Genomic DNA, 12,737 nt, shown 5'->3' on the forward strand with positions numbered 1-12,737 from the left:
GAGTTATTGCTCTGCCACATAGATGATGGTTTGCGCGCTGTCTGCTGTCGTGGGCGGACGGGTGAAATAAGTGTCGCCGTCATCCGTGAGGATCTCGTATTGCACCTTGCTGGCGACACGGCTCGATACAGCGGCATGCTTGATGATCTTCAGCACCCGCTGAAATTTCACGCTTTGGGTGCCGTTCTGGGCAGGCCCGGTGAGCACATTGACCGTTTGAAACCAGCCATCATTTTTTTTGTTCGATACCAGGGTGCTGGTCAGCGCCTCGAAACGCTCCAGCCGGGTAAAGCCCCAGAGCGTCTGCTCCTCGACCGTTTTGCCCTGCGCGGTAGAACCCGTAAACACAAACAGATTGATGGCCGGATTGTCTTCACAAAAGAAGTCATAGGGCACCAGCCCGTCGACCATTTTCTTGCCGGAAACGAAGCCCTTTTTATGAACCAGAAACATGCCCACCTCCACGCTGAAACATCAGCAAACGCTGCGTAAGTTTGAGCGGGAAGTCTACTGAGGCGAGGCGTACAGAGCCGTCAAGCCAATGTAATATCGTGTAAAGATCACGCCTGACGGGGCAAGCTGATTTCCACGGTCAGCCCAGCGGACGGCTCGTTGCGCGCCACAATCGTGCCGCCATGCATTTCCACGGCCCTTGAGGCGATCGCCAGGCCCAGGCCGAAACCGGCACTGGCCTCGCTCAAGCCACGCTCGAACGGGTGGAAAATGCGCAGCAGCCGCTCGTTTTCAACACCCGCCCCCTGATCGGTAATCCGCACCGTCAGGCAGTCTGCTTCGAGATTGACCTCAGCCGACACAACAACCGCCGTCACCGGTCTGGTATGGCGCACCGCATTGCGAATGACGTTCTCGAAACACCGATACAGCAACTCGCCGCTGACCCGACTGACAAAGACCGGGCACGCCTGCAGGCTGACCCGGCAACCTTTCATTCCCGCCTCGAATTGAGCATCCTCGACGATCACCGCCAGCAACTCGATGATGTCGAGTGGCTCGCGGTCGATACTCTCGGGCCGGCCCTGCATGCGCGCCAGGGTCAACAACGCCTCGATCAACGTATCCATTCGCACCGATTCGCGCTGGATGCGCTCCACCATTTCCTGGCGGGCCGGTTCTTGCTGCAACAGCCCGATGGCAGCTTGCATGCGCGTCAACGGTGAGCGAAGTTCGTGAGAGATGTCATGCAACAGGTGTTGCTGGGCCTCCACCAGCAGTTTCAACTGATTGGCCATTCGGTCACAGTCCCCGGCCAGATCGACGATTTCATCGCAGCGCCCGCCCATCATCGGTTTGACCCGGGTTTCGAAGCGTCCCTTGGCCACATCGCTCATCGCCCGCCTGAGATAGGCCAACGGCCATGCCAGGTAATACGCCATATACCCGCTGAACAGCGCACTCATCACCGTGCCGATGATCAACGGGATCGAACGCCCCGGCCCTTGCTCACCTTCTTTACCAAGGGGCTGTGAGGATCTGAGCGAGAGGGCCAGACCGTCCTTGCTGATGACCGTTCGCTCAAACGCTGGCCGCGGAACCGGCGACCCAGCCAGCAGTTGACCGGCACTGTCGTAGACACCAATGGTTTCGTCACCGGGGTGCCGCCACACTGTCAGCAATTGTCTTCCCGACTCGACGCCGAATTGTCGCAGCAGCTGTTCCTCGCTGGCCAGGATGGCCTCCAAATGAGGATCGCCAGGCCCGTGATTACCCAGTACCAGAATGCCCACCCCGACCAGAAACGTCAGGCTCGTGGCGAGCCAAAACGCCAGGAACAGTTTCCAGAACAGCCGACTGGGTTTCATCATTCGGCGATCAACAGATAACCGAGGCCACGCACGCTCTGAATCCAGGCCTTGGCGTCAGGGCGCGGACCGAGCTTCTGGCGAATGCTGCTGATATGCACGTCGATGCGCCGGTCGTAGCGGGTCAAGGGACAGCCCAAGGCATTGAGCGACAGGTCCTGTTTGCTCACCACCTGCCCGGCACAGCGGGCCAGTTCTTCGAGCAGGCTGAACTCGGTACTGGTCACCCCCAGCTCGCACCCCTGCCACTGGGCCTGGCGCTTGCCGGGCCACAAGACCAGCGGGCCGGTCCTGATCACTTCGGTGGTGGGCTGATCCGCCGGCTGCACCCGACGCATGATTGCCCGCAAACGCGCCACCAGTTCCCCCGGTGAACTGGGTTTAGGCACATAGTCATCGGCCCCCAGTTCCAGGCCGGTGATCTTGTCGATGTTATCGCCACGGGCCGTGAGCAACACCACCGGTACCTGGCTCACGGCGCGAATGCGCCTGAGCACCTCGATACCCGACAGGCGTGGCAGCATCACGTCCAGCACCACAATACTGTAGCGCCCGGACAGTGCTTGAATCTCGCCCTCCTCGCCCGTGTGCACGGCGGTCGCCTCGAAGCCTTCACGCTCCAGGTATTGGCTGAGCATTCCAGTCAGTTCCTGGTCATCGTCGACTAGCAATACAGAGATCATGGCGGGCTCTTGAGTGGGGGCCGCGCATTATCGCCCTTGCGCTGCACAGCGTCATCGCCCCGGGCAAACCTTTACCTAACTTGACACTTGGTTAACCGCACCAAACGCACCGAGCTTTTATGCTTCACCTCCACCAGCCTGCTCGCTTCGCGGTAACTCGTCTTGCTGTGAGATATCCGCGCCCGCCTACGCTGCTTGTCGATGTGTTCTGGATAAGATCTTGATGAATTTTTCGCGCCTGCTCTGCTCGGCTGCACTATTGCTCAACGCCACATTTGCGCACGCCCAAGGCTTCAAAATTTCCGATATTCGCATTAATGGCCTGCAACGGGTTTCCGCCGGCAGCGTGTTCGGTGCATTGCCGTTGAACGTCGGTGATGAAGCGGATGATCGTCGTTTGGTGGAGTCCACCCGTGCGTTGTTCAAGACCGGTTTCTTTCAGGATATCCAGCTGGGGCACGACGGTGACGTGCTGATCATCACGGTGGTCGAGCGCCCCTCGGTCGCCAGTATCGAGATCGAAGGCAACAAGGCGATCTCCACTGAAGACCTGATGAAGGGCCTCAAGCAATCCGGTCTGGCCGAAGGCGAGATCTTCCAGCGCGCCACCCTCGAAGGCGTGCGCAACGAGCTGCAGCGCCAATACGTCGCTCAGGGCCGCTACTCGGCGTCGGTCGATGCCGAAGTGATCCCACAACCGCGTAACCGCGTGGGCCTGAAAATCAAGATCGACGAAGGCTCTGTCGCGGCGATCCAACACATCAACGTGGTGGGCAACACGGTCTTTGCTGATGAAGACCTGATCAACCTGTTCGAGCTCAAGACCAGTAACTGGCTGTCGTTCTTCAAGAACGACGACAAGTACGCCCGCGAAAAACTCTCCGGTGACCTGGAGCGCCTGCGCTCCTATTACCTGGATCGCGGCTATATCAACATGGACATCACCTCGACCCAGGTGTCGATCACCCCGGACAAGAAACACGTCTATATCACCGTCAACATCAACGAAGGCGCGAAGTACACCGTTCGTGACGTCAAGCTCAGCGGTGACCTGAAAGTGCCTGAAGACCAGATCCGTTCCCTGTTGCTGGTTCAGCAAGGCCAGGTGTTTTCCCGCAAGCTGATGACCACCAGCTCGGACTTGATCACCCGTCGCCTGGGCAACGAGGGTTACACCTTTACCAACGTCAACGCGGTCCCCAACCCGAATAATGACGACCATACCGTCGATATCACCTTCGTGGTCGACCCGGGCAAGCGGGCCTACATCAACCGCATCAACTTCCGTGGCAACACCAAGACCGACGACAAAGTGCTGCGCCGCGAAATGCGTCAGATGGAAGGTGGCTGGGCATCGACCTACCTGATCGACCAATCCAAGACCCGTCTGGAACGACTGGGCTTCTTCAAGGAAGTCAACGTCGAGACGCCGGCTGTAGCGGGCGTCGACGACCAGGTTGACGTGAACTACAGCGTCGAAGAGCAGGCCTCCGGTTCGATTAGCGCCAGCGTCGGTTTCTCTCAGAGTTCCGGCCTGATCCTCGGAGGTTCGATCACTCAGAACAACTTCCTGGGCACGGGCAACTACGCCAGCCTGGGCCTGACCCGCTCGGACTACCAAAGCAAGTACAACTTCGGTTTTACCAACCCCTACTTCACGCCGGACGGGGTGAGCCTAGGCTACAACCTGTTCTACAACGCCACCGACTACAACGATTATTACAGTGACGGCGTTTCGTACTACTCCATCAACAGTTATGGCGCCGGCACTTCACTTGGCTACCCGATCAATGAAACCTCACGGCTGAGTTTCGGCCTGACCGTGCAACACGACAACATCGAGCCAGGCACCTACAGCGCTGATGAGATCTACGATTTCATTGCACGCGAGGGCAAGGAGTTCAACAACTTCAAGGCCAACCTCGGTTGGTCGGAATCGACCCTGAACAAGGGCGTGCTGGCCACCCGTGGACATTCGCAGAACCTCAACCTGACGGTGACAGTGCCCGGCAGTGATCTGAGTTTCTACAAGATCGATTACACCGGGCAGACCTTCCTGCCACTGAGCAACGCCACTTCGCTGCGTTTCCACACCAAGCTCGGTTATGGCAACAGCTACGGCTCGACCGACGGCCTGCCCTTCTATGAAAACTACACGGCCGGTGGCGAAGGTTCGGTGCGCGGCTTTGAAAGCGGCACCCTCGGCCCGCGCAACACCCCGGCCACAGGCACCTATGCCAGTGCCGGCCAGGCGTATTATTCGGATCGGGACACCGACGCATTGGGCGGCAATATCCTCATTACCGGCGGGGTCGAATACCTGTTCCCGATGCCCTTCATCAAAGACAACAAGTCCCTGCGCACTTCGGTTTTCTGGGACGTCGGCAGCGTCTACTCCAACAAGTGCTACCTGAGCACCACCCAGGGTTGCGACGGTGTCGACCTCGGTCAACTGGCCAGTTCCGTGGGGGTCGGCGTCACGTGGTACAGCCCGATGGGACCGTTGAGTTTCAACCTGGCCTTCCCGGTCAAAAAGCCTGAGAACGCTGATACGCAAGTGTTCCAGTTCTCCATGGGGCAGACTTTTTGAACCGGTGAGTCCGCAAGCATTCCACTTCGTTGGTGCACTGACACGATGTGCAGAATGTGGGACAAGCCCGCCCCCACAGGTTTCGCGCTGCCCCCCTTGCATCATGGCGCTCTCAGTCAACTCTGGCCGCTGTGCTCAAGCATCACGAATGTCCGGGAATTAAAGTCGAAGTGCCAGGGGAGCTACCCCGGCTCACAATTCCAAGAATAGAGCCACTTCGATGAGCCTGAAAAAATCCCTGCCAGTATGCCTGGCACTCAGCTTCGCATCGCTTGCCGTACCAGCAGCAGAGGGCCCTCCACCACCGTCGGTGAGTGAACCCAGCGGCATCAATCTGGGCGGCACCAGTTTCTACGACGGTTTCGCGGGGCCGCCCGGTCTGTCCCACCTGACCTATCTGAAATTCAGCACCGCACGCAGCATCAGGGACAATGCAGGCAAGGATAATGGCGCCTTCGACAATCCGAAGATCAACGTCATCTCGCTGATCAACCAACTGAGCTATTACTCACCCGACACCATCGGCGGTGGTGCACACCTGGGCTGGAGCTTATTGGTGCCCATCATCTCCCTGGACGGTGACTTTGGCGACAACGGTGCCAAGCTCCAGGATAACGGCACAGGGCTTGGTGATGTCACGGTAGGGCCGCAGATCCAGTTCGACCCGATCGTCGACGCCCACGGCAGGCCCGTGTTTGTGCAGCGTCTGGCTTTCGACACCATCCTTCCAACCGGCAAATACGATAAACATAAAGATCTGAACCCAGGCTCCAACTACTTCTCTCTGAACCCTTACTGGGCCGCGACCTGGATGCCGGCGCCTCGTTGGGAAGTGAGCTGGAGGCTGCACTACCTGTACAACTTCAAGAACAACGATCCGGCGAGCAGTTCGACGCAACTTTTCGAGGGCCAGCCTGTGCGCGACACCCGGGCAGGACAATCGGCGTGGGCCAACTTCACGGCCTCGTATGAAGTGGTCCCCAACGTATCCGTCGGGATCAACGGGTACTACTTCAGGCAAATATCAGATGACGAGGTTAACGGAGGTCGGCTGAGCAACTCTCGGGAAAAGGTGTTGGGCATTGGCCCGGGCCTGTTCTGGAAAATCAGCGATGGCCAGGGCTTCTGGTTGAACACCTATAAAGAGACCGGCGTCGAGAACCGCGCGCAAACGGATTACGCCGTCCAGATCCGATACGCCCACACATTCTGACCGATGTGCGCCCACTCGTGCATGAGCGGGCCCTTTTACCCGAGGTGATGTTTCATGAACGCGCTCGACTCCATTGACAGTAAAAAATCATTGGCCGCTATCTGCCTGATGATGGTCATTTCCTTAGGGACGTTGCAAATCCAGCCTATTCTGGGCGGAGCCTTTATCGACCAACTCGGTTTGCCACTGAATGCCATCGGCGCCATTTTTGCGGCAGAACTGATTGCGATGGCCGTCGCCTGCGGCGTTTGCGCCATGTTGATGGCCAGCGTCGACCGGCGCCGCTTTGCCCTGATTGCCTTGCTGATGCTGGTACTCGGCAATCTGGCCAGTGCTCAACTGCATAACCAGGGGTTGCTACTGATCTGCCGAATGATATGCGGCGCAAGCGGTGGCGCGGTCATGGCCGTTGTCTACGCCACCGCAGCCCTGCGCACATCCAAGGATTCGACGTTCGCGGTAATAAACATCGGCAACCTGCTCTGGGGGATGCTGCTTGTGAGTTCCATGCCGGTGATTCTGAAATCATTCGGCGTGGCCGGGGCGTTTTATCTCTTGGCCATCGCCAGTGCCCTGGCGATGGTTGGTAGCTGGAGAGTGCCGAGGAGCTATCCCGAGGCACATCGGGCAGCGAGCGGCTCGATCCCGCCTTTCGGGCTCACATCAGTCTTACTGCTGATGCTTTTTACGCTGCTGTTTTTTGGCCATTCCGCACTGTGGGTTTATCAAGAGCGCATTGGTAAAGGCATCGGCCTGGAGCCGCAACAGATCGGTGCAATACTGGGGGGCAGCATCCTTGCCGGTGCCCTTGGAGCGGCACTGGCCGGACTTATCGGCAGACGCCTTGGATTGCTGTTTCCGCAGCTACTGAGCTTCGGCACGGCGCTGATTGCGACTCTGGTCATGGTCTATGGCAATACCCCTGTCGCATTTGCGGTCACTGCCTGCCTGATCCATGCAGTATGGTTTTTCAGTCTGCCTTACTTACTGTCCATGGCGGCCGAGCTGGACCCTTCCGGCCGACTGGCCGGGCTGGGTAACGCCGCGATTTTCGTTGGTCAGGGGCTCGGCCCGTTTGGCGCGGCACTCGTGGTAGGCGAAGGACAATTCCGCGCCGTCGGATGGCTGGCGGCCTCGGCCTACCTGACAGCCCTGGTTATCTCGTGTCTGCTCGTTGCACGTTTTCGTCGTGACGCGAAGCCTTGCGCAACAGCACTGTCGCCTCAGTCGACCTGACCTGATATCAAACAGGAACCCCGTCAATGAACAATCGATACCCATCTTCAGAGGTTATGCCGATGACCACCCCGTTTCCCCAAACCCCTGAATTTTCCGGCGCGCTCTATGCACCCAGTCGGATAGAAGCCGAGGTGTTCGACCTGGAGATTGAAGGCACCCTTCCCGCTTCGATCCGTGGCGCTTTTTATCAGGTTGCGCCAGACCCGCAATACCCGCCGATGCTGGGCTCGGATATTTTCTTCAATGGCGACGGAATGGTCAGCGCGTTCTACTTTGCCGATGGCAAGGTGTCGATGCGACGTCGCTACGTAAAAACCGACCGGTTGATGGCTCAGCGCCGCGAAGGTCGCTCGCTCAATGGAATCTATCGCAACGTCTACACCAATGATCCACTGGCGGCGAAGAACAACACCACCGCCAATACCAGCGTTGTCGCTCATAACGGTGTGCTGCTTGCACTCAAAGAAGATGCCATGCCCTGGGCAATGGATCTTGAAACACTGGAAACCCTCGGCGAGTGGCATTTTGACGGGCAGATCGAATCAGCGACGTTCACCGCCCACCCCAAGCTCGACCCGGTAACAGGAAACCTCTTGGCCTTCAGCTACGAAGCCAAAGGTGACGGCACACCTGACCTGGCCTATTTCGAACTGTCGCCCGACGGAAAGCTGTTGCACCAAATCTGGTTCCAGGCGCCGTACGCGGCCATGGTTCATGATTTCGCGGTGACTGAACACTACGTGGTGTTCCCGCTGATTCCGTTGACGACCGACCTCGAGCGTATGAAGAAAGGTGGCCAGCATTTCCAATGGCAACCCGATCTGCCTCAGCTCTTCGCCGTCGTACCACGCAATGGGCGCGCGGAGGACGTTCGATGGTTCAAGGGCCCCAAGGACGGTTTCCAGGGCCATACGCTCAACGCGTTCGATGAGGGCGACAAGGTTTACGTAGACATGCCGGTCACCGGCGGGAATATCTTTTACTTCTTTCCCCAGGCCGACGGTCATGTCCCGCCACCCGAAACACTGGCTGCCAGCCTGATGCGCTGGACCTTCGACCTGACCAGCACGCAGAAGGACATGCAACCGCAGCCATTGACGGATTACCCCTGCGAATTCCCAAGGTGCGATGACCGCTACATCGGTCGAAAATATGAGCACGGCTTTGTGCTCGCGCTCGATCCTGAGCGCCCGTACAACCCGGCGAATGGGCCGATTCCGTTTCAATTCTTCAATCTGCTGGCCCATGTGAACCTGAAAACAGGCACCACCGATACCTGGTTTCCCGGTGACAGCGGATGCTTCCAGGAGCCCATTTTCATTCCGCGCTCCCCTGATGCGCAGGAGGCGGATGGCTACGTCGTTTCCGTTCTCAATCACATCGCCGACGGTCGCAGCGAGCTTGTAGTTCTGGATTCTCGTGACATGGAGAATGGCCCCATTGCACGAATCAAAGTGCCGTTCCGGATGCGCATGTCGCTACATGGTTGCTGGGTGCCGAGCAAACAATGAAACCATGGGCGGCCCACTGAAATGACAGGAAGCCTGTGATTCACCAGGCCGGGATACGGCCCCTGCCCTGACCTTCCAAACACGTCACTGTCTCGTATTGCCTGTTCCGGAGGGTCGGCAAAATGCTGCCAAAAATACATAAAAAAGCATAATTCCTGCATTTTGGGATTTTTAATAAATCCCGCTTTACAGGATTAATCTCCACAACTAGATTGAACCTCAACCGCCGCGGTTTACCTGCCGCCATAGCTGCATGAGCAGTGCCGAGCTTCTTTGCTCCCTGCGCATGCGCTGATCCTCTATCAAGGAGCACTCAATGAAACTCGCGAGCTTTATTGTTCAAGGCCGTAGCACCTACGGCGTCGTCGATGGCGAGCATGTCATCGATCTGGAGTCGGTCAAGCAAACCTTCGGCACCGATCTCAAGCAGGCTATCGCCAACAATCGCCTGGCCGAACTGAGCCACGAGGTCCTCGCGAGCCAGCCTCGTATCCCATTGGCTGAAGTAACTTTTCTACCCGTCATCCCGAACCCGGGCAAAGTGCTGTGCATTGGCATCAACTACGCCACACACGTACGTGAAACCGGTCGTGAGATGCCGACCTACCCGATGATTTTCACTCGTTTCGCTGACAGCCAGACTGCCCACCTGCAACCCATCGTTCGCCCGAAGGCCTCGCACAAGCTTGATTTTGAAGGCGAGCTGGCGGTGGTGATCGGCAAACCGGCGCGTCACGTCAAGCAAGCCGACGCGCTGGACTATGTCGCCGGTTACGCCTGCTACAACGACGGCAGTGTCCGCGACTGGCAGAAACACACCATTCAATTCGTGCCGGGCAAGAACTTCCCGAACACCGGCGGCTTTGGACCTTGGCTGGTCACCCGCGACGAGATCGGCGATCCGCAGGACCTGGAACTGACTACCCGCCTCAATGGCGAAGTCATGCAGCACACCAGCACCAGCGACATGATTTTCGATGTCCGCGCGCTGATCGAATATTGCTCCACCTTCACCGAACTGGCCCCCGGCGATGTGATTGTCAGCGGCACCACCGGCGGCGTCGGCGCGTTCCGTGAACCGCCGGTATGGATGAAACCGGGCGATGAAGTCGAGATCGAAATTTCGCGAATCGGCATCCTGCGCAACAGCATCGTCGACGAGCAGTAAGCCATGGCCACACTACGCGAATCGGAACAATTGCCGGTGCAGGATATCGACAGTAAAGGTTCTAGCCTGGAGCGCATGCTGCGGGTACTCGATCTGTTTACCGAAGAGAGTCCGATCTGGGCTGTCGATGATATGGGCGGTGCATTGGGGTTTACCCGTTCAACCATCTACCGCTATGTGCGCGAACTGGCCGAGGCCAACTTGTTGTTCCAGGTCGGGGCCGGACGTTACGCCCTGGGCGCGAGAATCATTACCTGGGACCGTCAGTTGCGACTGAGCGACCCTTTGGTGCGCGCCGCACAATCATTGGAACCAAGCCTCCCACGCTGGAGCGAGCAACAGATCTGGCTGATCTGCCGCCTGTTCAAGGACCAGGTGGTCTGCATTCATCAATACGGCGATTTGTTCAGCGAGGTCAGCTACTCACGCGGCTCACCGAGGCCGTTGTTCCTGGGCGCGACCTCCAAGGCCATCCTCGCCAACATGACCTCGCGTCAACACAGCCAACTCTTCCTGGAAAACCCCGATGAGGTGCGCGCCAGCAACCTTGGTCAGACCTGGGAACAGTTCCGCCGCTCGCTGCAGCGTCTTCGTCATCAGGGCTATGTGGCCAGCGCCGGCGAAGTCGACGCTGGCGTCTATGGCCTCGCCGCTCCGATCTTCGATGGCGATGGCAAAGTCGTCGGCAGCATCAGCTGCGTGCGCCCGATTCAGGAACGTGACAGCACTCAGGAAGAACAGCAAGGACAGCAGGTCCTCGCCCTGGCGCAAAACCTGTCGCAACTCATGGCTGCACTCGCCAACCGCCCCAAGCCATTGGACTGAGCCATCCGGAAGGGAACAACAACAACAACAATGACACCCCTCAAAAAAATCAGTACACACGTCTTGATCGTCGGCGCCGGGCCCACCGGGCTGACCCTGGCCAACTTGCTTGGCCAAGCCGATGTGGACACCTTGATCATTGATCGCAAGCCGGACACCGTGACCGAGCCGCGGGCCGTTTCGATCGATGACGAATCCTTGCGCACCATGCAGGCCGTCGGACTGGATGAAGCCGTGTTGCGAGATGTAGTGCCGGGCTATGGCGTGCACTACTTCACTCGGCCCGGTGGCCGCTGCTTCGGCAAAGTCGAGCCCACCGGCAAGTTGTACGGGTTCCCCAAGCGCAATGCATTTCGCCAGCCACTGTTTGAACACACCCTGAAAATGGGCCTCGAGCGCTTTGCCAACCTGAAGGCCCGGTTCAGCCATGAGCTGCTGGAATTCAGTCAGGATAAGCATGGCGTGCGCGCACTGATCCGTGACGCAGACGGCGAAACTGTCGAACTCCATGCGGCCTATCTGGTCGCCTGCGACGGTGGTCGTAGCCCGGTGCGCAAGCAACTCGGAATCGAGATGGTTGGCTCGAGCTTCTCCTCGCGCTGGCTGGTGGTCGACACTGATCAGGATGACGATCCGTTCTGGCAAACGCGTGTGTACTGCGATGCACGCCGTCCCGTCGTTGAAGTACCCGGCCCCCACCGCACACGCCGCTTCGAGTTTCTGCTCAAGCCGGACGAAACCGATGAGCAGGTACTCGGCGATGCTCGCCTGCAAGCGTTACTTTATCCCTTCAAGGGCAACACCCCGGCGTCCATCGTGCGCAAGACCGTTTATACCTTCCACGCCCGGGTTGCCGAACGGTGGCAAGTGAACCGCGTGTTTCTCGCCGGCGATGCCGCGCATCTGACTCCGCCTTATGCCGGACAGGGCATGAACAGCGGTGTTCGCGATGCCCATAACCTGGCCTGGAAACTGATCGGCGTGCTGAAGGGCAAAATGGCTGAAACGGCTCTACTGTCTTACGAAAGCGAGCGTCGCGATCACGCCTGGGCATTGATCAGACTGGCCTTGAACCTCGGCGTGGTCATGGCGCCGGCAACTGTCTTGCGCGCTCATTTGATCAGCGGTGCATTTGCTTTGATCGGCCTGCTGCCGCCGTTGCGGGACTATTTCCTGCAAATGCGCTTCAAGCCTAAACCCCGATTCACCAAAGGGCTGGTACTGACCGAAGGCAAAGCCGGGAAACTGTCCTGCGGACACATGTTCCCTCAACCGATGCTCACCGATGCTCAAGGCCAGGAAATTCTGCTCGATGACTCGATCGGTGCCGGCTTCGCCTTGATTCAGTACGGCGATTACAGCCGCCAACGCATCGACGAACTCCAGCATGGCTTGTGGTTCCACCTCGAAGCCAAGCGCATTCTGATCCTTCCCGAGCCTGTCAAAAACATCCCTTCGATGCCTGGCTGCACGGTGCTTCATGACCGCCAGGGTTTGCTCAAAGAAATACTGGGCGATTCAAACACGTTCTTGCTGCTGCGCCCGGATCGCTATATCGCCGCCATTTTCGATAAGGCCGGCGAAACAAAGGCTGCCGAATCTTTGCAGTTGCTGTTCGGCATCGCACAGGCGCGAAACCAAAAAGCCGAATCAAGCATCGCGCCAGTCTTTCCCTGAATTCTTAAAGC

General features: G+C 58.3%; 10 protein-coding genes. 7 read left to right on the forward strand and 3 right to left on the reverse strand.

Annotated elements, in window-relative coordinates; translation table 11 throughout:
* Positions 1–3: 3 nt before the first annotated feature.
* The 3 genes from AC1DQM_RS04100 to AC1DQM_RS04110 all read right to left on the reverse strand — a co-directional run bounded on the left by AC1DQM_RS04100 (position 4) and on the right by AC1DQM_RS04110 (position 2,503).
* Positions 4–453 (reverse strand): hypothetical protein, encoded by a 450-nt coding sequence (locus AC1DQM_RS04100; RefSeq protein WP_230139160.1) that lies wholly within the window; start codon positions 451–453, stop codon positions 4–6.
* 107 nt (positions 454–560) lie between these two features.
* Entirely contained in the window at positions 561–1,823 is a 1,263-nt protein-coding gene (locus AC1DQM_RS04105; protein WP_230139112.1) for a HAMP domain-containing sensor histidine kinase, read from the reverse strand.
* The gene (locus AC1DQM_RS04110; protein ID WP_230139111.1) at positions 1,820–2,503 is read right to left on the reverse strand and encodes a response regulator transcription factor; all 684 of its coding nucleotides are present in this window, start codon (positions 2,501–2,503) and stop codon (positions 1,820–1,822) included. Before AC1DQM_RS04110 ends, AC1DQM_RS04105 begins: the two co-directional genes overlap by 4 nt.
* Before the next feature lie 223 nt (positions 2,504–2,726).
* On the opposite strand from AC1DQM_RS04110, the gene bamA reads away from it, so the two are divergent.
* The 7 genes from bamA to AC1DQM_RS04145 all read left to right on the forward strand — a co-directional run bounded on the left by bamA (position 2,727) and on the right by AC1DQM_RS04145 (position 12,726).
* Positions 2,727–5,093 carry an outer membrane protein assembly factor BamA gene (gene bamA, locus AC1DQM_RS04115; RefSeq protein WP_230139109.1) on the forward strand — a complete coding sequence of 789 codons (2,367 nt, stop codon included), beginning with the start codon at positions 2,727–2,729 and terminating at the stop codon, positions 5,091–5,093.
* A gap of 220 nt (positions 5,094–5,313) precedes the next feature.
* The gene (locus AC1DQM_RS04120; RefSeq protein ID WP_064617557.1) at positions 5,314–6,306 is read left to right on the forward strand and encodes a SphA family protein; all 993 of its coding nucleotides are present in this window, start codon (positions 5,314–5,316) and stop codon (positions 6,304–6,306) included.
* 54 nt (positions 6,307–6,360) lie between these two features.
* A complete protein-coding gene (locus AC1DQM_RS04125; protein WP_230139104.1) occupies positions 6,361–7,542 on the forward strand; it encodes an MFS transporter in 1,182 nt (393 codons plus the stop codon).
* A gap of 62 nt (positions 7,543–7,604) precedes the next feature.
* On the forward strand, positions 7,605–9,056 hold the full coding sequence (locus tag AC1DQM_RS04130) for a carotenoid oxygenase family protein (protein WP_230139159.1): 1,452 nt from the start codon (positions 7,605–7,607) through the stop codon (positions 9,054–9,056).
* A gap of 316 nt (positions 9,057–9,372) precedes the next feature.
* Positions 9,373–10,224: a fumarylacetoacetate hydrolase family protein gene (locus AC1DQM_RS04135; protein ID WP_028940727.1), complete on the forward strand. Its 852-nt coding sequence runs from the start codon at positions 9,373–9,375 to the stop codon at positions 10,222–10,224.
* A 3-nt stretch (positions 10,225–10,227) separates the two neighbouring features.
* The gene (locus tag AC1DQM_RS04140; RefSeq protein ID WP_028940728.1) at positions 10,228–11,049 is read left to right on the forward strand and encodes an IclR family transcriptional regulator; all 822 of its coding nucleotides are present in this window, start codon (positions 10,228–10,230) and stop codon (positions 11,047–11,049) included.
* 30 nt (positions 11,050–11,079) lie between these two features.
* A complete protein-coding gene (locus tag AC1DQM_RS04145) occupies positions 11,080–12,726 on the forward strand; it encodes a bifunctional 3-(3-hydroxy-phenyl)propionate/3-hydroxycinnamic acid hydroxylase (RefSeq protein ID WP_230139099.1) in 1,647 nt (548 codons plus the stop codon).
* Positions 12,727–12,737: the final 11 nt, after the last annotated feature.

Source organism: Pseudomonas sp. 01L34, assembly GCF_056400265.1.